17 protein-coding genes are annotated in these 22,307 nt (G+C 45.7%); 15 read left to right on the top strand and 2 right to left on the bottom strand.

The features are described from left to right. The first annotated feature begins 121 nt into the window (after positions 1-121). From MHI37_RS30235 to MHI37_RS30170, 14 genes are all read left to right on the top strand, one after another. Positions 122-4,090 carry an S-layer homology domain-containing protein gene (locus tag MHI37_RS30235; protein ID WP_083676325.1) on the top strand — a complete coding sequence of 1,323 codons (3,969 nt, stop codon included), beginning with the start codon at positions 122-124 and terminating at the stop codon, positions 4,088-4,090. Between the two features lie 208 nt (positions 4,091-4,298). Then, complete coding sequence (rlmN, locus tag MHI37_RS30230; RefSeq protein ID WP_076337606.1) at positions 4,299-5,375, top strand: 23S rRNA (adenine(2503)-C(2))-methyltransferase RlmN; 1,077 nt, start codon at positions 4,299-4,301, stop codon at positions 5,373-5,375. A 72-nt stretch (positions 5,376-5,447) separates the two neighbouring features. Then, on the top strand, positions 5,448-6,284 hold the full coding sequence (locus MHI37_RS30225; RefSeq protein ID WP_076337605.1) for a YitT family protein: 837 nt from the start codon (positions 5,448-5,450) through the stop codon (positions 6,282-6,284). Positions 6,285-6,514: 230 nt separating this feature from the next. Next, positions 6,515-8,152: an extracellular solute-binding protein gene (locus tag MHI37_RS30220; RefSeq protein WP_076337671.1), complete on the top strand. Its 1,638-nt coding sequence runs from the start codon at positions 6,515-6,517 to the stop codon at positions 8,150-8,152. A gap of 64 nt (positions 8,153-8,216) precedes the next feature. Then, a complete protein-coding gene (locus MHI37_RS30215) occupies positions 8,217-9,140 on the top strand; it encodes an ABC transporter permease subunit (RefSeq protein WP_076337604.1) in 924 nt (307 codons plus the stop codon). Positions 9,141-9,150: 10 nt separating this feature from the next. Then, a complete protein-coding gene (locus MHI37_RS30210) occupies positions 9,151-10,032 on the top strand; it encodes a carbohydrate ABC transporter permease (protein ID WP_076337603.1) in 882 nt (293 codons plus the stop codon). Between the two features lie 32 nt (positions 10,033-10,064). Continuing rightward, positions 10,065-11,189, top strand: coding sequence for a glycoside hydrolase family 88 protein (locus MHI37_RS30205; protein WP_076337602.1), 1,125 nt, complete (start codon positions 10,065-10,067; stop codon positions 11,187-11,189). 199 nt (positions 11,190-11,388) lie between these two features. Further along, positions 11,389-13,746 carry a helix-turn-helix domain-containing protein gene (locus MHI37_RS30200; protein WP_076337601.1) on the top strand — a complete coding sequence of 786 codons (2,358 nt, stop codon included), beginning with the start codon at positions 11,389-11,391 and terminating at the stop codon, positions 13,744-13,746. A gap of 29 nt (positions 13,747-13,775) precedes the next feature. Next, positions 13,776-15,422 (top strand): extracellular solute-binding protein, encoded by a 1,647-nt coding sequence (locus MHI37_RS30195; protein ID WP_076337600.1) that lies wholly within the window; start codon positions 13,776-13,778, stop codon positions 15,420-15,422. 79 nt (positions 15,423-15,501) lie between these two features. Next, the gene (gene greA, locus MHI37_RS30190; protein ID WP_076337599.1) at positions 15,502-15,981 is read left to right on the top strand and encodes a transcription elongation factor GreA; all 480 of its coding nucleotides are present in this window, start codon (positions 15,502-15,504) and stop codon (positions 15,979-15,981) included. Positions 15,982-16,014: 33 nt separating this feature from the next. Next, positions 16,015-16,572, top strand: a complete 558-nt coding sequence (locus tag MHI37_RS30185; RefSeq protein WP_076337598.1) for a pyridoxamine 5'-phosphate oxidase family protein — start codon at positions 16,015-16,017, stop codon at positions 16,570-16,572. A gap of 268 nt (positions 16,573-16,840) precedes the next feature. Beyond that, the gene (locus MHI37_RS30180; protein ID WP_076337597.1) at positions 16,841-18,037 is read left to right on the top strand and encodes a ParM/StbA family protein; all 1,197 of its coding nucleotides are present in this window, start codon (positions 16,841-16,843) and stop codon (positions 18,035-18,037) included. Between the two features lie 54 nt (positions 18,038-18,091). Continuing rightward, positions 18,092-18,454 (top strand): hypothetical protein, encoded by a 363-nt coding sequence (locus tag MHI37_RS30175; RefSeq protein WP_076337596.1) that lies wholly within the window; start codon positions 18,092-18,094, stop codon positions 18,452-18,454. Positions 18,455-18,740: 286 nt separating this feature from the next. Continuing rightward, on the top strand, positions 18,741-19,787 hold the full coding sequence (locus MHI37_RS30170; RefSeq protein ID WP_179090239.1) for a GGDEF domain-containing protein: 1,047 nt from the start codon (positions 18,741-18,743) through the stop codon (positions 19,785-19,787). A gap of 89 nt (positions 19,788-19,876) precedes the next feature. On the opposite strand, the gene MHI37_RS30165 is transcribed toward MHI37_RS30170, so the two are convergent. Further along, on the bottom strand, positions 19,877-21,058 hold the full coding sequence (locus MHI37_RS30165) for an NAD(P)/FAD-dependent oxidoreductase (protein ID WP_076337594.1): 1,182 nt from the start codon (positions 21,056-21,058) through the stop codon (positions 19,877-19,879). 36 nt (positions 21,059-21,094) lie between these two features. Continuing rightward, positions 21,095-21,535 carry a DUF1641 domain-containing protein gene (locus MHI37_RS30160; protein ID WP_076337593.1) on the bottom strand — a complete coding sequence of 147 codons (441 nt, stop codon included), beginning with the start codon at positions 21,533-21,535 and terminating at the stop codon, positions 21,095-21,097. Between the two features lie 418 nt (positions 21,536-21,953). Between MHI37_RS30160 and MHI37_RS30155 the strand changes: the two genes are divergently transcribed. Next, a complete protein-coding gene (locus MHI37_RS30155; RefSeq protein ID WP_076337592.1) occupies positions 21,954-22,280 on the top strand; it encodes an MGMT family protein in 327 nt (108 codons plus the stop codon). Positions 22,281-22,307: the final 27 nt, after the last annotated feature.

Here is a 22,307-nt window from a genome sequence, read left to right as displayed (position 1 = left end):
AGCTCAAGGACAGCTTTACAAAACCTTTACCCTGAGAAAACAGTTCTATAATATCCCTTTGTTATGATAAGCCCGTCCGGTAGAGCCGGAAGAGTCAAATTCATTTATAAAGGAGATTATTATGAACAAGGTTTACAGCAGGTTATTATCTATTCTGTTATCTTCGGCACTATTGCTAGGTCTGTTCGGTGGAGCCGCACCATCATCGGTATCGGCAGCTCCAGCGGATGAGCCGATCATCCTGCTGTCCGGAAATTCGGAGTGGAAATATTTCGATAAAGGCATCGATCAAGGAACAGTGTGGCAGTCCACTTACGATGATTCGGCATGGAGCTTCGATTCAGCTCCATTCGGTTACAAGGATTCAGGAGCAGGAATCAGCACCGCACGTTTTGGTGCTTTGAAGACCGTTGTCGATTATGGCGGGGATAAGAAGAAGAAACATCGGACGACTTATTTCCGTCAGATTCTAAATATTGATAAAAATGAAATCGATGGGTACGGTCAGCTGCTGGCTACTTTTGCGATTGATGACGGTGCCGTCTTTTATGTAAACGGTACGGAAATCAAACGCTTTGGCTTGCCGGAAGGTGAGATCACGTACAGCACGTTTGCTACGTCAAACAAGGACCTTCCGGTCCTCTACGAGGCTGTTGATCTGACAGCTGAATTAAAAGCAGCGCTTCGCGAAGGTGACAATGAGCTGGCGGTAGAGGTTCATCAGCAAAGCGACAGCAGCTCGGACCTTTATTTTGATATGGAGCTTGCAGCACTTCACAAGGCACCAGCCATTGAAGTTAGCAAGGTGACGGTAACTTTTAATGGTGATCCGGTCAGCTCCAAAGGATTTACCTGGTACACGCCGCTTGCTTCTACTCGCAGTGACCTACAGGTGGTAGAGAAATCGGGAAGCGCGGCTGATTTTACAAATGCAGCCCTGTTTACGGGTACAACTACCGTTTCCAAAAATTCAAACGGCGAGCATGTACATAAGGCAGAAGCTACTGGCCTCAAAGCAGATACGTCCTATTTCTTCCGCGTTGGCGACCAAAGCCTGGATGTATGGAGCGAGACGGGAACGTTTCAAACCGCACCGATTGGCGGAGCATTTTCCTTTATTGATCTGACAGATACGCAAGCGAAAGAAGAAGACGAAGCGATTCTTTCGGCAGAAACATTTTCCAAGGCGCTAGCTACGGTACCGAACGCGAAGTTTATCGTGCATAACGGCGACGTTGTTGAGAACGGTACTTCAGAGCAAGAGTGGAACTGGCTGCTAGGCCATTCGCAAGCCAGCTTGCTGAACACGACGCTCGTTCCGGCAGCCGGTAACCACGAAGACGATAACTATTCCTTTATCGACCATTTTAATGTAAAAACTCCTGAGAATGCAGCTACGGAAACGGGAGCGTACTATTCTTATGATTACAGCAATGCACATTTTATCGTATTGAACTCGAATGAGAACTCTGCCGAATATGCTAACTTCTCTGTTGAGCAAGTAGAATGGATGAAGAAGGATGTGGAGGCTGCGAAAGCAGCGGGTGCAGAGTGGATTCTTGTTAATATCCATAAAGGGCCGTACACGACCTCCAACCATGCAACAGATAGTGACATTATGGGCACTAACGGCGTACGGAACAAAATCGCGCCTCTGATGAATGAGCTGGGCATTGATTTTGTATTCCAAGGACATGACCATATTTATGCCCGTACCAAGCCGATCAAAAGCGATGGCACTGCGGAAACGGTTGAAAAAATTACAGAATCGATCAACGGAAAAACAATTGAGTATGCGGTTAAGCCAGACGGCACGATTTATTTGATTCCGGCAACTGCAGGCGCTAAAGTTTATTTCAAAAATACAAAAACGCAGCTAGGCGATGCCTATTTTAATCTGTTCGAGCTTGCTGAAGAGAACCATGCAAGAAAATATGGCGACACGACTAGCCTTGCGCGTGGTCATGTACAAAACTTTGTCGGCGTTACGATCGACGGCGGCAAGCTGACAGCCGTTACGTATGAAATCGACAAAAACATTAACAACGGCGTCCCGTTCATTATTGATCAATTCGGAATTGTAAAAGATACAAAACCGGATTACAGCAACGAGAAAATAAGCAAGGTGACAGTGACGTTTAACGGAGATACAAAAACCGCTAAAGGTTTTGCATGGTATAGCTCTCTCCTGCTTACAGGAACGGACCTACAGGTTGTCGAGAAAACAGACGCAGCAGCTGATTTTAATCATGCTCTGACGTTTACTGGACGCTCAAGCGTGTCCTCGAACTCGGTGAATGAGCTTGTTCATAAAGCGGAGGCGACTGGCCTTAAAGCTAATACCGCTTATGATTTCCGCGTCGGCGATGCGGCACTAAATATTTGGAGCGATGCGGGTACCTTCCGTACGGCGCCAGAAAGCGGAGCGTTTACGTTTATTGATTTGGCGGATACACAGGCGAAAGAAGAGGATGAAGCGGTGTTATCGGCCGAAACGTTGGCAAAGGCGCTTCTTCAAGTCCCAAATGCGCAATTTGTTGTTCATAATGGTGACATTGTGGATACTGGCACGAAGGAAGAACAGTGGGACTGGCTGCTAGGCAATTCGCAAGCAAGCTTGCTGAACACAACAATCGTTCCTTCAGCGGGTAACCATGAAGACAAGAATAACGCTTTTTACGAGCATTTTAACATCAAAGAAGCGGAAAATTCCGCGACGCTAACCGGTGCTTATTATTCTTATGATTACAGCAACGCACATTTCGTGGTCCTCAACTCCAATGAAAATTCAGAGGAGTATGCTAACTTCTCAGTTGCCCAAGTCGAATGGTTAAAGAAGGATGTGCAGGCTGCTAAGGCAGCAGGTGCACAGTGGATCATCGTCAATATCCATAAAGGCCCATATACGACTTCGAACCATGCAACGGATACTGATATTATGGGTGCTAACGGGGTGCGCAACAAAATTGCACCGCTAATGGCCGAGCTGGGCATTGACTTTGTTGTCCAAGGCCATGACCATATCTATGCACGTACGAAGCCGATCAAACAAGACGGAACAGCTTCTGCGCCAGAGAAAATTACAGAAACGCTGAACGGCGAGAAAATCGAGTATTCGGTTAATCCTGACGGCTCAATCTATTTAATTCCTGCTACTGCAGGCCCGAAGGTTTATTACAAAAACGCAAAACCAGAGCTTGGCGATGCGTATTACAGCCTCTTCGAGCGTGCTGAAGAGAATCATGCTGAAAAGTACGGACCAGATGAAAACGACAGCAAGCGCCCGAAACGCAGCCAAGTGCAGAACTTTGTTGGCATCACTATCGATGGCGGCAAGCTGACGGCAGTAACGTATGAAATTGATCAAAACCAGTACAATGCTGAGCCGTTTATCGTGGATCAGTTCGGAATTGTGAAGAAAACCGTCACTGACCCAGGAACAGATCCAGGCACAACAAACCCAGGTACGAACCCAGGAACAACCAATCCAGGTACAACAAACCCGGGAACGACGAACCCTGGAACTGGAAATGGTGGAGGCAGCACGCCATCCGTAGTTCTGACAGATATCGCGAGTCACTGGGCTGCGTCTGCCATTGAGCAAGCGGTGGAAGCAGGCTTCGTGAAAGGGTATGAAGACAATGCCTTCCGTCCGAATAAGGGCGTGAACCGTGCCGAGTTTATTACGATGCTGGCTCGTGCGCTGAAGCTTCCTGATTCAGGCAAGACCATGGATTTCAAGGATGCTGATAAAATCCCGGCATGGGCGCAATCTTTTGTTGCACAAGCCGTAGAATCAGGCATTATTAGTGGCTATCAGGATGGCACCTTTGGTCCTGAGAAAGAACTGAACCGCGCAGAAATGGTCGCAATGATCGTTCGTGCTAGCGGAATCAAGGTTAATCCAGATGCCAAGCTTTCTTTTGCAGATACGAAAAACATTCCAACATGGGCGGTACCATACGTAGCCGCGGCAGTAGAAGCTGGTCTCGTTAGCGGGGTAGGCCAAAACCGATTTGCACCGCTGCAAGTAGCGACTAGAGCGGAATCGGTCGCATTAATCATCGGATTGCTTAACCAGACGAAATAAGAGAAAAGTTAATCTTTCTAAAAATAAGCCTGCGAATCTCGCCATCCCGGTGAAGTTCGCAGGCTTATGGTATTTTTTATTCAAAATAAATGACTCTTCTCTACTTGTTTTAATGTTACAATTTTGGGACAATAATAAGCAGATTATATGTTTCGGCAGACTGGTCAAAGCAGGACTGAATTATGGCGTTTTGAAAAGAGGCTATCACATGAATAAAGAATCTATATATGGATTGACGTTTGATCAATTAACAGCATGGCTGAACGGGCATGGTTTTACGAAATTCCGTGCGTCTCAAGTATGGGAATGGCTTTACCGGAAACGGGTAACCCAGTTCGCTGAGATGACAGATGTGAAGCAAGAGTGCATCGCGCTGCTGGAAGAGCATTTTGTCATCCAGACGCTTACGGAGCATACTAGGCAGGAGTCCGCTGACGGAACGAACAAATTTTTGTTCAAGCTGCAGGACGGCAATCTGATCGAGACGGTACTTATGAGACATAAGTTCGGATTATCGGTTTGCGTGACAACTCAGGTAGGCTGCAACATCGGCTGCAGCTTTTGTGCGAGCGGCCTGCTGGCGAAGAGCCGTGACCTGTCCAGCGCCGAGATCGTGGAGCAAATCATGCAGGCGCAATTGCATCTGGACCGGTTGGAACAGGAAGAGCATGTAAGTCATGTTGTCGTTATGGGTATCGGCGAGCCCTTCGATAATTTCCAGAACATGACTGACTTTATCGGCGTGATCAAGAGCCAGAAGGGTCTTGCCATAGCGGCAAGGCATATTACGGTGTCTACAAGCGGACTCGCGAACAAAATCGTGGAGTTTGCCGATTCCGACCTGCAGGTTAACCTTGCGGTTTCTTTGCACGCGCCCAATAATGAGCTGAGAACCCGTATTATGAAAATCAACAAGGCGATTCCAATCGAGAAACTGATGCAGTCAATCGATTATTACTTGGAGAAAACCAACCGGAGAATTACGCTGGAGTACATTTTGCTCAAGGACGTTAATGATCAGCGCGAGCATGCATTGGAGCTTGCGGAGCTCATCGGGAACCGCCGCAGTCTTGCAAACGTGAATCTCATTCCTTATAATCCGGTGGATGAGCACAGCCAGTACCAACGGACGGACCGTGAAACGATTCGCGCGTTCTATGATACGCTGAAGAAGCAAGGCGTCAGCGTCAGCGTGCGCCTGGAGCATGGTACGGACATCGATGCAGCATGCGGACAGCTCAGAAGCAAGCAAATCAAAAAAACCAAGGAGCTTCAGCTTGGCTAGTCAATCTCTTCATTTAAAGAGCATCTCCTTCACTGGAGATGCTCTATTTTTGGATAAAAAGGATGTATCGATATGAAGAAGAAGGTAATGGACCTGCTCATTATTATGGCAGGAGCATTTATTTTTGCGCTAGCGATCAATTTATTCGTTATTCCGAATGAGCTTGGTGAAGGCGGAGTCACGGGAATAACGATTATTTTATATTATTTGTTCGGTTGGTCACCAGGTATAGTGAGTCTTGTTTTTAACTCATTTCTGCTGCTCATCGGTTATCGCTTTCTGGACAAGCGTACAGTGGTATACACGATTGCGGCAGTTATATTTCATTCTCTATTCCTCATCCTGACGGAGAGCTGGAATATTGATTCGGATGAAATTATGATTAATGCTGTATTTGGCGGCTTATTCGCCGGCATTGGGATAGGCATGATTATTCGTGTCGGAGGAACGACAGCAGGGACGACCATTTTGGCGAGGATTGCTAATAAATATTTGGACTGGAACATTAGCTATGCGCTCTTGTTCTTTGACCTCATTGTTGCCTTTTCTTCTTATTTCATCATTGGAGCACAGGCGCTGATGCTAACGATTCTGATGCTGTATATCGGCACGAAGGTCATGGATTTCATCATCGAGGGCGTGAATCCGAAAAAAGCGGTGACGATTATTTCCAAGGAGCAGAACACCATTGCCGAGCAAGTCAATTTGGTTATGGATAGAGGGGTAACCGTTATTTATGGCCGGGGCTACTATTCCCAAACGGCACAGGAGATTCTGTATATTGTCATTAGCAAGCAGGAGCTAAGCCAGCTGAAGAAGATCGTAAAGGCTGCTGACAAGCAGGCATTTATTACGATTCATGATGTGCGAGACGTGTTTGGCGAAGGCTTTATTGACATATCGAAGTAATCACAAATCGAATAAACAAACGTAAGCCCCCTGATTTTTCGGAAATCAAGGGGCTTTTTTTACATGAAATGAGCCGTTTTAGCGATTTTGTCTATTGCATTGGAGAAATGCTGGAGATTTGGACTAGAAATCAATATGGAATCTCTTATTTTGCTCATATCGGCTGCCCGATAAAATCGTTAATCTGTGGAAGAGATGCATCTCACCATATTATTAACGGGGGTTACGAAATGAAGAGACTGTTAACTTCTACATTAATTCTTACCATGCTGGGAACGTCGTTGATCGCTTGTTCATCGCAGGGAGATAAGGCAGGCAGCAATAACGTTAATACAGGTACAACAAACGATACGGAAGCAAGCACGGGGGTAACCACGTATCCAATCAATACGGATAAGAAGCTTTCTTATTGGGGAGAAATTAACGGAAATCTCGTTGGGGTAAAAGCGACACATGATGAGGTTCCTTTCTTCCAGGACTGGCAAAAGCAAACCGGCGTATCACTTACGTTTACAGCTCCTCCTACAGGGCAAACGAAAGAAGCGATGAACGTCATGCTGGCGTCTGGCGATTTGCCGGACATGATCGAGTACAACTTTTTGGGTGACTTTCCAGGGGGGCCTGAGAAAGCAATTAATGACGGCTATATTTTGAAGCTGAATGATCTCATTGATGAGCATGCACCAAACTTGAAAAAGTTTTTGCAAGAAAATCCGGATATCGACAAGATGGTTAAGACGGACAGCGGCAGCTACTACGCGTTTCCTTTCATTAGAGGCGACGAATATTTACGGGTGTTCCAAGGCCCGATTATTCGCCAGGATTGGCTGGATGAGCTAGGCCTGCCTGTGCCGGAGACGATTGAGGATTGGACAACGACATTGACGGCATTTAAGGAGAAGAAAGGGGCATCAGCTTCTTTCGGAGTCGTAAGCAAGCCTCGCTTCTTCAATGAATCAGGCAACGGGGCGTTCCTTGGCGCATTTGGCGTGACGCGCGGCTTTTATTTAGAAGATGGTTCGGTCAAGTTTGGACCGGCTGAGAACGGCTTTAAGGAGTATTTGAGCTTGTTCCGCCAGTGGTACAAAGACGGCTTGCTCGACAAAAATATCGCAACAGCCGATACCAAATCATTGGATGGCAATATAGCATCCGGAGCTACAGGTGCATCCGTAGGAAATGCCGGCGGCGGCATTGGGAAATGGCAGCCGCTCGTTGAGAGCAATGACAAGGATGCGGTGCTGGTAGGTGCGCCATATCCGGTACTGAACAAAGGCGACAAGCCGAAATTCGGACAAAAGCATAAGGCGTATGCATCAGAGGGTACAGTAGCGATTACAACAGCAGCAAAGGACCCTGTTTTGGCTGTGAAAATGCTGGACTATGGCTACAGCGAGGAAGGCAGAATGTTCTTTAACTTCGGTATGGAGGGCGTCAGCTACAACCTTGCGGATGGATACCCGAAATATACGGACCTGCTGCTGGCGAATCCAGATAAGCTAGCACCTGCTCAAGCGATCTCACTATATACACGGGGCAGCTACAATGGTCCATTTATTCAAGACAAACGTTATGCAGAACAGTTTTTTGCTCTTCAAACACAGCGTGATGCAGTTGTGACGTGGCAGAATACGGATGCGGATAAATACAGCCTGCCTCCGATTACGCCAACGCCAGAGGAGAGCACGGAATATGCGAAAATTATGAATGACATCAATACGCTGGTGGATGAAATGACGCTAAAAATTATTTTAGGAGCGGAGCCAGTGGATCAATTCGAAAGCTATATTTCAAAAATGAATTCGCTGCATCTCGACCGTGCCATTGAAATTCAGGCAGCAGCTTTGGATCGATACAACAAACGGTAAGGGATAAGAGCTCAGGAGAGAGGGCAATTGCCCTCTCTCTCAATCTGGATTGAGGTGAGACCATATGGAAAATACGCAAATAAAAACGAATCGCTATGTCCGCGATTTGATGATGAATAAGTACCTCTATATCATGATGCTTCCTGTTATCGGCTATTATCTTGTTTTTCACTATGCACCTATGTATGGGGCGTTGATTGCCTTTAAAGAATATTCCCCGATGAAAGGGATACTCGGCAGCGATTGGGTCGGTCTTAAGCATTTTTATGATTTTTTCAACAGCTATTATTTTTGGAGGATTCTGAAGAACACGATCGTTATTAGTGTTTATTCCTTAATCTTTGAATTTCCCGCACCGATTATATTGGCTCTGCTAATTAATGAGGTTCGCAGCAAATCGTTTAAACGTGTGGCGCAGACGATAACGTACATGCCGTATTTTATTTCGCTCGTCGTTATATGCGGAATCATTACCGATTTTACGAATGCTGACGGTGTTATCAATAGATTGCTTATGCTACTCGGCTATGATGGTCAAGCCATGCTCCAGAAGCCTGAATTATTCCGTCCAATCTATATTTTATCGGAAATTTGGCAGCGAATTGGCTGGGAGTCGATTATTTACATTGCAGCCTTAATGAGCATTGATGTGGAGCAATATGAGGCAGCCAAAATGGATGGCGCGAGCCGTCTCAAGCAAATTTTCTATATTACATTGCCGGGTATTATGCCTACGATTGCGATTATGCTCATTCTTCGCATGGGCAATTTGCTCAATGTCGGCTTTGAAAAAATTATTTTGCTGTACAATCCGATTACGTACGAGACAGCCGATGTCATTTCATCCTTCGTCTACCGTAAAGGGCTTCTTGAATTTGGTTGGAGCTACAGCTCGGCAGTGGGCTTGTTTAATTCCCTTATCAATTTGGCTCTATTGATTACAGCAAATTATATCAGTCGCAAGGTTAACAAAAGCAGCTTATGGTGAGGTGAAGCAAATGAAAAGGCAATCCAGTTTATTCGATAAAATATTTGATGTTGGCATATACGCGCTTCTCATCTTTCTCGTTGTAGTGACGCTGTATCCGCTGCTTTATGTGCTCTTCGCTTCGTTCAGCGACTCGGGGCAGCTCATCGTGCATAAAGGGATACTGTGGAAGCCGCTGGGCTTTAGCCTAGAGGCGTACAAGAGTGTTATCGCGAATCCAGGCATTTTGATTGGCTACCGAAATACGCTGTTTATCGTATTTTTCGGCTTATCTGTCAATTTAGTTATGACTGCGCTTGGCGCCTATGTGCTGTCTCGCAAAAATGTGCTGCTCAATAACGGCTTCATGGTGTTTATTATTTTTACTATGTTTTTTCACGGAGGGCTCATTCCTTTGTACCTCGTAGTTAAAGGAGTAGGCTTGCTCGATTCGCTCTGGTCGACGATTATTCCGTTCTCGATCAGCACGTTCAATCTGATCATTATGCGTACCGCCTTTATGGGCATACCGGACAGCTTGGAGGAGTCAGCGAAGATTGACGGAGCGAATCATTTTACGATATTGTTCCGCATTATCATTCCGCTCTCCATGCCGGTCATTGCCGTTATGATTCTTTATTATGCCGTAGACAAGTGGAACGGCTGGTTTTATGCATCGGTATTTATTAAGAGCAGGGATCTCTATCCGCTGCAGCTTGTACTGAGAGAAATATTGATCGCGAATTCAACAGACAGCATGTCTGCGGGAGCGAGCGCCGGAGACCGCCATCAGATCGGCGAGACCATCAAGTATGCGACGATTATGGTTGCGACTGTGCCCATTCTATGCGTCTATCCGTTCGTTCAGCGCTTCTTCGTTAAAGGGGTTATGGTAGGCTCGCTGAAAGGCTAATTGGCAATCGATTATGGTGAAGGAGTGAGAAGATGGATGCTTTGCAGAATAAGCTGAATGCTTCTGTCGTTTGGGAGCAATTGGAGCGTAAGGTAGATCGGATGATTTCCCTTATTGGCGATAAATCGCCTCATGTGGCTAAGGCTGACGGCAAGTACGATGATCAGCGCATCGATTGGTGGACATCAGGCTTCTGGCCGGGCATGCTGTGGCTATTGCACGATATGACGGGAAAACCGCACTATAAGGAAGCAGCATGGAGCTGGGATGAGCGTTTGGAGCAGCGTATGCTTCAGCCGAACTATTTTGACCATGATGTAGGGTTTCAATTTTTGCATACGGCAGTGTTCAAGCATAAGCTGACGCAAAACGAGGATGCTGCTCGTCGGGGGTTGTTCGCCGCAAATTTTCTAACTGGACGATTTAATCTGAGCGGCAGCTTCATTCGGGCTTGGAACAGCGATAAGCATGGCTGGTCTATTATAGATACCGCGATGAATTTATCTCTCCTGTTCTGGGCGACCGAGCAGTCGAAGGACCCTAGGTTCGCACACGTGGCAAGAGAGCATGCGAATACGGTACTGAAGCATTTTATTCGCGAGGATGGTTCGGTTAATCATATTGTGTGCTTTGACCCGGAGACGGGGGAATATCTGGAGGCATTAGGCGGTCAAGGCCACGCACCTAACTCTGGCTGGAGCAGAGGGGCCGCTTGGGCATTATATGGCATGGTTAATACATTCCGCTATACGGGTGACGCAGCGTATTTAAGGGCAGCTCAGCGCGTTGCACACTTCTTCATTGCACATCTGCCAGAGGATCATGTCCCGCATTGGGATTTTCGTGCCAATAAGAGCTTAGCTGATGAGCCGCGCGACACATCTGCAGGTGCCATCGCTGCTTCGGGATTGTTGGAGCTCGCTGATCAGCTTCCCGGAGAAGAGGGATGGGCTTACCGCGATGCTGCCGAGCGCATGCTATTATCTCTATATGAGAACTACGGGACTTGGGATAATGAAGCGCATGAAGCGATTCTTCTTCAGGGAACGGGCTATAAGCCAGCCGGAGAAAACGTAGATGTCTCCTTGATTTACGGAGATTATTTCTTCGTCGAAGCGATAGCGAAGCTGAAGGGTTGGAAAAACCGCATTTTCTAAAATAACCCCATGCCCGAATGAGCGTTACTCATTCGGGCTATTTGTGCTCCCCAAACCCGCAATTTCATCCCCAAATCGCTATTTTATCAATCGTTTTGAACTTTTTGAGCATTCCTCCCCCTGCAATGATGGTTATAATTAGAATACGGTAAGGGCAATCCTATTCGTTTACAACCTAATCAGATATGAGGGGTTCCGTTTGAATTTCAATGATTTATGGAAAAAGCGAAAAAGCATTATTTTTACATGGCTCCTTTCTTACAGCGCAGTTTTATTCGTCCCAATGATTATTAGTCTAATTGTCTATTCACAGTCGAGTGATACACTTAAGAGTGAAATTCATCGTGCCAATGACTCAATGCTGAGGCAAGTGAAATACACGATTGATACGCAGATTGATTTAATGAAGCGCTTAAATATGGAAATTACATGGAATTCCAAGCTGCAAAACTTAATGTATTCGACGATTTCAGCTGGTGAGGCCCAGTTCACGGCCTATCAATTAGTGAAGGAATTCCGGATGTATCAGACCTCTTACGCATCCATTGATGAGTTTTACGTGACTTGGAATCAAGAATCGGCTGTGCTTCGCTCTGGCAATGTACGAGATATGGAAACCGCATTTAAAACGATTCATGATACAGGAACGATGAGCTATGAGCAGTGGCTCGATCAAATTCGTCATTCTAAAAACAACCGTTTTTTATTGCTTCCTCACTTGGATTCGGTAAAGCCGCAAACCGGAATCGCTTATTTGACCCATTTGCCTAAGGACCTGAATGGAGAGGAAACGGGTACTGTCGTAGTTATGGCCGATATCGGACGTTTTCAGCAAGCCATTGAGAGCATTTCCGGCTTCAGCGGTGGCCAAGTGCTCATACTAAATGAGGATAATCAGGTGCTGCTGTCCAATTTGCCGGTTTCGATTAATCAGGAAAGTTTGCTTCAACGGTTCAAGGACGGATCTCAGGTCATGTACACGCCAACGCGGGACGGTGATTCGGAACTGTTTTACATTCATTCAGCGGTGTCCGAATTAAAATATGTATTGGTTATTCCCAGCCGTATTTATTGGGAGAAGGCAGAGTATGTACGCAAATTTACGTATATGAGTATCTTAATCAGCTTGATAGGGGCAGGAGTATTAACTTGGTTCTTTATGCGTCGCAATTATTCGCCGATTCAGCAGCTGGTACAGTCGCTTTCTGATAAAAATGTATATGGAGAGCGGACCGATTGGAATGAATTGAGCTTTATCCAAAGGGCTATTTCGAATACGAGAAGCGAGAAAGAGAAAATATCGCTGCAGTTCGAGGCCCATCAGCAGGTGCTGCGCTCCAATATGCTCAATCGGCTGCTGAAGGGGAAAATGGATACGCTTATTCCTTATGAAGAGGCGTTCACCTCGTTTAATATGAAGCTGCTGTCGGAGCAATTCGCTGTCATACTATTTGTGGTGGAAAATGATAGCAGTTTATCTGTCAAATTGCCGGGAATGGATACCAATGAGCGCAGCAAGCTGATTCAGTTCATTATTACGAACGTGGTAGAAGAGCTTGTTGGCCATTATCATCATGCGGGGTACGTAGCGGAAGTTGATGATATGATGGTTTGTTTGGTTAATTTCGGAGCTGCGGATTCGGCGGGCTTTAAGGAGGAGCTGCACGCTATTGCAACAGAGGCACAGCGATTTCTGCTTCGCTTCCAGATGGATTTAACGGTATCTATCGGCGGTATTCACGCATCGCTGCCTGGTATTGCAGAAGCTTATCGCGAGGCCGTTGATGCGATGGCATACAAGATGGTGCTTGGAAAGCAGGAGATCATTACGTATGATGAAATACGCAGAGATACCGAGGATAATCTGCAATTTGGCTATTATTATCCGCTGCAAGTCGAGCAGCAAATCATTAACCTGATTAAGGTCGGTGATTTCGAGCAGGCCTCTAAATTTATGGAGGATGTGACGGATCGCAACTTTAATAAGCCTATCATGTCATTAACACTCGCTAGATGTCTGATCTTTAATTTAGCGGGTACGATGGTGAAGGCGATTAATGAGCTAGGGGACGGCGATAACAGCATTTTGGGAGACAATCCGTTGTGGCTCGACAAAATCATTGCCTGCGATACGATTCTGGAAATGAAGCAGGAGCTTCAGACGCTGTTGAAGGAGGTTTGTGCCTTTGCTGCTGCCAAGCTGGAGAATAACGTATCTCATGAACGTGCGGAATCGCTGCGTGATCTGGTGACAAAGGTGACTTGTTATATTGAAGAGCAGTATAGCGACCCTAATCTTAGTGTCAACACGCTCGGAGAGCATTTTGAGCTGAAGGGCAGTTATTTGTCGAAGCTGTTTAAAAATCAGACAGGCGAAGGTTTGCTGGATTTCATCAGCAAGTATCGTATCGAGCAAGCTAAGCGCATGATAAAGCGCAAGCAGCATTCCATATCTGACGTTGCTAAGCAAGTAGGCTATAACGAGGTTGCTACCTTCATTCGCGTATTCAAGAAATACGAGGGGATTACACCCGGGAAATTCAAAGAAATGGATTGAGCAGTCCATGGGCAGAGGTGGTTAGAAACATGAAAATAAAGGGATTGTTCGCATCGGGCTTGCCGCTGATGCTTATATTAGCGATTCTATGCTCCTCCTGCGCCAAATCAAACGATCCACGCTCAGAGGTGGATGATTTTATCGAAAGTACACCTGAGGGAACTCCGACCGCCCACTACGGAGGCTTATATCCCATCAAGACGGACAAGCAGCTCACCTATTGGGCGGAGCTAAACGGCAATGCAGGCAGCATAAAGCCAAGCTTTCAGGATGTGCCATTCTTCCAAGAGTGGCAGCGGCGTACAGGCGTGAAGCTTGATTTCGTTCAGCCGCCAGCCAATCAGGCCAGAGAAGCCATTAACGTGCTGCTAGCCTCTGGCGACCTTCCAGATATGCTTGAATATGAATGGGCCAACTTTCCTGGCGGGCCAGAGAAGGCGATCAATGATGGCTATATTTTGCGTTTGAATGACGTCTTTGACAAGTATGCGCCCCATCTAAAAAAATATTTGAGCGAGCATCCTGAAATTGATAAGCAAATAAAAACCGATGATGGCAGCTACTATGTATTTCCTTTTATTCAGGGAGATGATATGCTGCGGACCTATCAAGGGCCAATTATCCGCAAGGATTGGTTAGATGAGCTGGGCTTGCCGCTTCCTGTTACGATTGATGATTGGTACACGGTACTGAAGGCGTTTAAGGAACAGAAAGGCATTGAGGCACCGCTGACGTTCTTAGGCGTGCCAAATCCGTTATTTGGGCTTGAGAGCGGCGGCTTCGTAGGAGCCTATGGAATCAAGAAAGGCTTTTATTTGGATCAGGGTGAAGTAAAGTATGGGCCGCTGGAGCAAGGCTATAAATCGTTTCTGGCGTTATTTCGCAAATGGTATGCAGAAGGATTGATTGATAAGAACATCGCAACCGTTGACACCAAAACGCTCGATTCCAATATGATCTCCGGCAGAAGCGGAGCGAGTATTTGGAACGCAGGAGCGGGCATTGGCACTTGGCAGCCCATAGTAATGGACAAGCAGCCTAAAGCACAGTTCGTTCCGGCTCCTTATCCGGTATTGCAGGAGGGTGACAAGCCGAAGTTTGGGCAAAGAACCTATGCGTATACGGGAAGCGGTGGCGTCGCGATATCAAGCAAGAGTGAAAACGTAGAGGAAGCCGCGCGGATGCTTGATTATGGCTATAGTCCAGAGGGGCATCTGCTCTTTAACTTCGGTATTGAAGGCTTGAGCTATGTGATGAAGGACGGTTATCCCGCCTATACCGATCTAATTCTGAATAACCCGGATAAGCTGGTTCCCGCTCAGGCACTTGCTATGTATACTCGCGCGAGTTATTTTGGCACCTTTGTACAAGACGTTCGGTATATGGAGCAGTATTATTTGCTGCCACAGCAGAAGGAAGCGCTCAAGATTTGGTCAAATACCGATGCAGAACGCACGATGCTGCCGCAAATACCGAAGACGGAACAGGAAAGCACGGAGTTATCAGCCATTATGCTGGATGTTACGACGCTTGTAGATGAAATGTCTTTGAAAATGATATTAGGTATTGAGCCGCTGGAAGCTTTTGACGATTATGCAGCTCAAATTGAGTCTTTAAAAATTCATCGTGCCATTGAAATTCAAAGAAATGCACTGGAACGATACCAAAAGCGATGACTTTGCCAGTCATCGCTTTTCGCTTATTTTCGAAAAATAGGTTAAGATTAAGGGAAGAAAGTAAATAGGAGTTGTTCAAATGTCGAAAGACGAAGTGATATTAACTAAAGAGGGCTTGGCTCAATTGCAAGCTGAGCTCGATGATCTCAAATATGTGAAGCGCAAGGAATTGGCTGCAAGAATCAAATTAGCCATTAGCTACGGGGATCTTAAGGAAAATAGTGAATATCATTCTGCAAAAAATGATCAGTCCTTTATGGAAACAAGAATTCTTATTCTAGATAAAATGCTGAAGAAGGCCCGTGTAATTGAGGCAGCAATCCTAGATCTATCCAAGGTGAGCATCGGTTTAACCGTCATTTTAAACGATATTGAATTTTCTGAGCAGATTGAATACAAGATCGTAGGAACGGAAGAGGCGGACGTTGCCGAAAATAAAATTTCCTATGAGAGTCCACTCGGCAAAGAGCTTCTCGGCAAAACGATCGGCAGCATCATAAGCGTCAACGCGCCTATGGGTGTAATTAAATACGAGCTTCTGGAAATTAGAGCGATGTAATTCTTTATATCGAAAGCAAAGGGCGGATGAGATATGGGAAAACAATTTGACGCAATGCTACCGCAGCATGAGGCTTTCATTGGCCAGCAGCATATTTTTTTCGTAGGATCAGCACCGCTCTCAGAAGATGGGCATGTTAACATATCGCCTAAAGGGCATGATTGCCTCAGAATCCTGTCCGCTAATCGTGTTGCCTATTTGGACATGACGGGCAGTGGCAATGAGACTAGTGCGCATATTGCTGAGAACAAACGTATTACGCTCATGTTTTGCGCATTCGAAGGCGCGCCGAACATTCTGAGGCTTTATGGCACAGGCACTGTCTTGCTCCCGGGTTCGCCGGAATGGGATGCTTTGTATCCGCTGTTTCCACCCCTTCCAGGTGCACGGCAGATCATTGACATCGATGTCCATAAGGTGCAGACGTCCTGCGGCTACTCTATTCCATTCCTATCCTATACAGGCGAGAGAGAGACGCTGCAGCGCTGGTCCATTCAACAAGGCGAAGAAGGCTTGAAGAAATACCGGGAAGAGAAAAATTCGAAAAGCATTGATGGGATGCCGACACCGCTTGGTTCTCATCGTTGTTAATAGGTGCGGAACAAGCTAATCCAACGATGCGGGGGATTGGCTTTTTTCACCTTAATTAACAGAAGCGACAGCTTTACTGTCCAACCGATTTAGATAATCATATTCCGACAAAATTAGATGAGAAAAAAATAATGGGCATGGGACTCTAGTTTGATGTAAACTATTACTTTGTATGGCAAAGTAATACTAAGGAAGATGCCTTGTATAACGTGAGCTTTTACAATACTTATTTCGTTTCCCCAAACCTTTTTTTAGGAGGAAAGCTATTATGAATTTTCATTTTTTTGTAGGCAACGATAACGGAAATAGCGAGCATGATCTTATTATTGACGGTAAACTCATTCAGCAGCCGAATGTGAATTGTACTGTGGACGAGCTTCCATGGAGTGAAGAGCAATCGCCAGAAAGCTTTGTGAAAAATTTGCAGGACCAGCTTGTTGTTACGATTGACTCACCTGCGGCAAGACCAGGAATGTATTATGTTGGAAAGTTTGCGCTTGAGAGCGGAGAGATTTTGGACAACCTTCAAATCGGCATCGATCTGAAAAGCGATGTCGATCTGCCGATCATAAATTCGCTGGCACAAATCGCAGCAATGGCTGTCCAGAAGGCATATGAGGATGGGAAGAAGATCCCTGCTCAAATTGATGTCGAGGTTGACATGGCAACGGCACTGCCCGTTACCCAGCATACGGATGAAACCTCGGGCAAGTTTGAGAAGCGTTTCACTGCGGGGACCCATCATGTGACGGTTCACTTAGGCATTCAACGTGTAGCTGTAAAAATCGTATTTCCATTTGCTAAGGTTGTTCCTGAGGCAACGCCGGTTATTTTCGCGCTTCAGAAGGATGCCGAGGGTGGCTGGAGAGAAGGGGAAATATTCGATGATTTTCTTCAGTCCTATGAGATAGAGAAGAAATTTAACGGCAGCTATTTCAAAGATAAACGAATTCTTCATATTGATATTGGTGACGGCTCTACGGAATATCCGATTACAGAAGGAAATAAATTTTTACGTCAATTCGTACACGGCAGCCATCATGGAGCGGGTTATGCGATCGAGGAGGCCCTTCAGGAGTTCAATCGCCTCATTCATTTGCCGGACAGCCCAAGACAATTTTTTAGTGATGTCATTAAAAACCCTAAGCATAAATATCATGCTAGAGCGCTCAAAACGTTGAAGCGTCCGCTTGAGAGTCAGGTTAGACAAATTGTACAGCAAGTCAAGAAGCAGCTGACTAAGGCTCGCAACGAGATTGATATCATTTGTGTATATGGCGGCGGCAGCATTCTTATGCGTTCGGTCCTGTATCCGCAGCTTAAGGAACTATGTGCGGAACGTGAGATGCAGCTGCTGTATATTCCTGCAAACTATGCTGTACTCTTGAATGCGATGGGTCTGGATGCTTTTGTGCGGGGTAAAATTTACGAAGCGCTGAAAAACAAATCGATTCAGCCGGCTTAAGGAAATCCAGCACAATCTGGATCATAAATTAACGTATTTTGGTAGGTGATTTATATGAAAAAGGTAAAGCTGCCTGGCGGCAATATTAGCTTGAAGACGAAGAAGACCGAGGACCCCTTGGTCATGCAATGGCTGAACGCGCAATCGAATCTAATGGATTCTCTTCGATATTTGGTAGAGAATGAAATTGCACAAAATGGCGTTCGCAACTTACAAGCGTTCGTACCGATGGAACGTAATCGGTTGCAGGACTCCGCAGGATTGCCGGAGGCTGTTGTTAGTGAGCCGCCTGCTTATGCGGCGGCAGCGACGACCATTGGAGCTGAACAAACAGCTGCTGCCTCAGAGGCGATACATGCTCCTGAGCCTGTAGTGGAGGAAGAAATCGACGACGATGATATTGAAGCATGGAGCTAATTGTAAAGATTCAACATGCAAGTATCACTTAAGAATACTTAGTAACACTCGGTAATCGCATTCATAGTAACATTTAGTAATACCAAGTATCCCGTTATGATACTTGGTATTACTTTCTTTTATTTCGATTATTTTCACAGTGACAAGGCAACTCATTCCTTATACGATAGAGTAAAGTGAAATCGACGAGATGCTAATGAAGAAGGGAGAACTTAAGATAAAAGAGCATAAGGCCTTTTATTATGAAAACGCTGTGAATTTTATAGTGGTGATTATATGCTGGGTTATGATATTTGTTTTGTCAGCCGGCTTCATGATTGAATATTTTAAAGGATTGCGTGAGCTGTCTTTTGTTATCCCTATACTGGTGACCGGCCTTGTCTCGGTAATCATAGGTACAATTGTTTATAGAAGAAGCCCCTTAACTAAATATGTGAGATATGTAACCTTTGCTGGTTTCTTTATTATGTATATGTTTACATTGCTGACGGCAACGACATCGGTGACATTCACCTTTGTATTCCCGCTCGCAGCTTTATTTTGTCTATATGTTGATCGATGGTTTATGATGCTGGTTTGCGGTCTTGTTCTGCTGTTAAATGGATACTATATCGTGGATAAGTTCATGACTACAAGCAGGCTAGAGGTTGGGCAAGCCGCCTACAATCAGTTCACAACGACGATGCTCATTCATTCTTTCGTTTTGCTGCTGTTCATGTCCAGTCTGATTGCAATCGTCTACGTTTTTCACCGCTTAAGGAATGCGATGGATTACAAAATACAAGAAGCGCATAATGCTAGAGTCACAGGTCAGAAATTGTTGGCACAAGCGACTATCGATGATCTCACTGGCATTTATAATCGCAGACATTTTGTGGAATTAGTACGGGGGCAGATGGGGGAGACAAGCTCAGACTGTTCCTTGCTGCTTCTCGACATTGATGATTTTAAGCAAGTAAACGATGTGCACGGCCACATGGCAGGAGATCAGGTGTTGATGACCTTCTCAAGCATTTTGCATGAGGTATACGTGGATTATGGAATAATAGGCAGGGTAGGCGGAGAAGAATTCGCAGTATTCTTGAAGGGCAGCAGCGAGGCTGACAGCTTGGAGCTGGCGGAACGCTTGCGAGCCACAGTGGAGGGCAGCGAGATTAGCTTGACCCAGGGCAAACAAATTACAGTTACGACTAGCGGTGGAATCGCTCACGCGAGCGCCAGCGACCGCATAACGTTCGAGGAGCTCTTCCAGCAAGCAGACAAAGCGCTTTATCTCTCCAAAAATGATGGCAAGAACAAAATTACAAGAGTTGCTGGAATAAACGGAGATTAGAGCTGTCGAAGCGGAGAATGAGCGGCAGTTAAGACAGGATAAAAATAAAGCAGGAGGGCAATTTGCCCTCCTGCTTTGTTTTTTGTATATTAGTGTGCAAGCGCGAATAGGCCGTGGATATGCGACAGGTAACGAATGTTGCTTGCTTCCTTCATAAGGGATGCAGGCAAGCCTTTCAATTGTGTCGAGTTTCCGCCGATCGTGCCTACGCCGTCTTTGCGTCCAAGGCTTCCAAGTGTACCTGAGAAGACCGGTACAAATTTATCCATAGCGCCACCTTTAATTTGAACCGCTAGGTTGTAGCCTACCGTTTCGCCCATTTGCCAAGCAAGCTGGGCCGTTGGCGGGTAAGGACGTTCGCCGCCCTCTGGGAATACAACCGCACAGTCGCCAGCTAGGAATACATCAGCGTGGGAAGTCGATTGAAGTGTAGGTGTAACCGTTGAACGGCCACGATCCTCTGCAAGGCCGCTGCTGCCGACAACAGGGTTGCCTTTTACGCCGCCAGTCCAGATGATTGTGCTGGATTCAATCGTACGTCCATCTTTAAGTGATACCGTGTTTTTAGTTGCTTCTGTAATCGCTACGCCCGTTACGAACGTTACGCCGCGTTTCTCAAGGCTGGTTACCGCGCGATCGATCAATACTTTCGGGAAGATTGGCAGAACGGCAGGGCCAGCTTCTACGCAATATAGCGAAATGTCATTGAAGTCGATTCCTTTGCTGCGGCAAACCTCAGGAAGTCTGTCAGCGAATTCGCCAACAAGCTCGACGCCAGTCAAGCCGCCGCCGCCAACAACGATCGTTGCATCCGCTTTGCTGCCTGATTTTTTGTAAGCGTCAAGGCGATCCTCAACATGCTTGCGGATGCGGTTAGCATCAGCAACGGATTTAAGAACAAGGCTGTTCTCTTCCAGTCCTGGGATACCGAAGTAGTTCGTTTCGCTGCCTAGGGCAACGACAAGCATGTCGTATTTTTGAACCTGACCGCTTTCTAGAACCACTTGTTTTTCATTTGGTTTAATTTCTTTAACCGAATCCACGATGATATTAACGTGTTTATCGCCTAACAGCTTGTTAAGTGGAAGAGCTACCGCTTGCTCAGCGATGGAATCCCCTGCAAGTCTGTGCAGCTCGGTAATAATTTGGTGCGTAGGATAACGGTTAACGATTGTAATGCTTGCTTCTGCTGCTGTCAAATGCTTACGTGCTGTTAGAGCAGTAAGAAGACCGCCATAACCGCCACCAAGGATCAAAATTTGCTTAGACATGTTTATCCTCCGTTCGTTCTATAAGTATTAGGTGTTTTAAACGTTTTCGTTTTTACGTTCAGACAATACGCTCAAGAAAGCTTGCGCAAAGCGTAGCGTTTTTTGAACTTCCGGATCTTTCAGCATTTTCAACATAGCGAACAGGCCAACAGACGAATTAGCAGCCTCTTGTGAGCGTTCACCAGCTTCAATAGCTGCTGCAGCAATACCTTTTGCTTTTTCTTGAACCGGTTTGACGAATTCACCAATACCTTGAGCGAAATCGTTGATCAATACTTTGTCTGTAGCGATGCCTTGTGCGAAATCATAAGCTTTGGTCATCAAAGTAACCATTTCAGCTAATTTAGGAAGGCTGTCCACGAGCACAGTCAACGACTCTTGAACCTCCGGCTTCATTAACTGATCAAGTACATCTAGTGTTTGCTTTTCTTCCACGAGGCTAGCTGCGACCTCTTGTCCAGCAGATGGTTGTGACATAATAGAATGTCCTCCTTTACGCAAATTTGAAAGTAAGTTGTGGTCTCAATTGTGTCAGCCGCTAAGGTAAGGCTGTACTCTCGAAAGATTGTTACACTTTTCACATAGTTTTTCAAAAAATGTCTATGCGCAGTTAACAGCCTTAATCCCCGGATAAGGAGAAAGATGAGGTAGCGAGTATGACGTAATCGGATTCAAACCCTTTGTGTCTATTCTACATCGTTTTCATGAAAAGTTAAAAAGAAATTTATAACTTTTACAAAAAATATTTCTTTTTTCGCCAAATGACGCTCAGCCCCACGAATTTTGTCGGATTTCAGCGTTTTCATGACATTAAATTGTCATAATTACCACATATTATGGTCATCGGACTTATAATTAAATACAAAAGAATCTGAGCAGAGAGGGAATAAAACCTATGCAGCCTTTTACGCTAAGAGTTATTGAAGTCATAAAATCCATTCCTGAGGGCTCCATCATGACATACGGACAAATTGCGGAGCAGGCTGGTAGCAGAAGAGCGGCTAGACAGGTCGTGCGGATTTTACATTCCTTAAGCGGTATTCATAATCTACCCTGGCACCGGGTAGTTAATGCAAAGGGTGAGATTGCCATTCCAGATGAAGAGAGTCGTTATATGCAAACCGTTATTTTACAAGGGGAAGGTGTAGAGGTTAGCAAGGATGGACGGGTCGATGTGGACAAATACCGCTATTATCCTGTGAATGAGGAAGAAATTTTCTAATGCTAATTGACTCTCACGCAACGTGAT

Origin of the sequence: Paenibacillus sp. FSL H8-0548 (genome assembly GCF_038630985.1) — a bacterium.
Lineage (GTDB): Bacteria > Bacillota > Bacilli > Paenibacillales > Paenibacillaceae > Pristimantibacillus.
Note: the sequence above shows the minus strand (reverse complement) of the source record. Positions and strands in the feature narration are given on the sequence as shown.

Bases quoted from the DNA above. Each gene is read 5' to 3' on its own strand.
- MHI37_RS30235 (WP_083676325.1), top strand. From the start codon at position 122: ATGAACAAGGTTTACAGCAGGTTATTATCTATTCTGTTATCTTCGGCA.
- rlmN (WP_076337606.1), top strand. From the start codon at position 4,299: ATGAATAAAGAATCTATATATGGATTGACGTTTGATCAATTAACAGCA.
- MHI37_RS30225 (WP_076337605.1), top strand. From the start codon at position 5,448: ATGAAGAAGAAGGTAATGGACCTGCTCATTATTATGGCAGGAGCATTT.
- MHI37_RS30220 (WP_076337671.1), top strand. From the start codon at position 6,515: ATGAAGAGACTGTTAACTTCTACATTAATTCTTACCATGCTGGGAACG.
- MHI37_RS30215 (WP_076337604.1), top strand. From the start codon at position 8,217: ATGGAAAATACGCAAATAAAAACGAATCGCTATGTCCGCGATTTGATG.
- MHI37_RS30210 (WP_076337603.1), top strand. From the start codon at position 9,151: ATGAAAAGGCAATCCAGTTTATTCGATAAAATATTTGATGTTGGCATA.
- MHI37_RS30205 (WP_076337602.1), top strand. From the start codon at position 10,065: ATGGATGCTTTGCAGAATAAGCTGAATGCTTCTGTCGTTTGGGAGCAA.
- MHI37_RS30195 (WP_076337600.1), top strand. From the start codon at position 13,776: ATGAAAATAAAGGGATTGTTCGCATCGGGCTTGCCGCTGATGCTTATA.
- greA (WP_076337599.1), top strand. From the start codon at position 15,502: ATGTCGAAAGACGAAGTGATATTAACTAAAGAGGGCTTGGCTCAATTG.
- MHI37_RS30185 (WP_076337598.1), top strand. From the start codon at position 16,015: ATGGGAAAACAATTTGACGCAATGCTACCGCAGCATGAGGCTTTCATT.
- MHI37_RS30180 (WP_076337597.1), top strand. From the start codon at position 16,841: ATGAATTTTCATTTTTTTGTAGGCAACGATAACGGAAATAGCGAGCAT.
- MHI37_RS30175 (WP_076337596.1), top strand. From the start codon at position 18,092: ATGAAAAAGGTAAAGCTGCCTGGCGGCAATATTAGCTTGAAGACGAAG.
- MHI37_RS30170 (WP_179090239.1), top strand. From the start codon at position 18,741: ATGATATTTGTTTTGTCAGCCGGCTTCATGATTGAATATTTTAAAGGA.
- MHI37_RS30165 (WP_076337594.1), bottom strand. From the start codon at position 21,058: ATGTCTAAGCAAATTTTGATCCTTGGTGGCGGTTATGGCGGTCTTCTT.
- MHI37_RS30160 (WP_076337593.1), bottom strand. From the start codon at position 21,535: ATGTCACAACCATCTGCTGGACAAGAGGTCGCAGCTAGCCTCGTGGAA.
- MHI37_RS30155 (WP_076337592.1), top strand. From the start codon at position 21,954: ATGCAGCCTTTTACGCTAAGAGTTATTGAAGTCATAAAATCCATTCCT.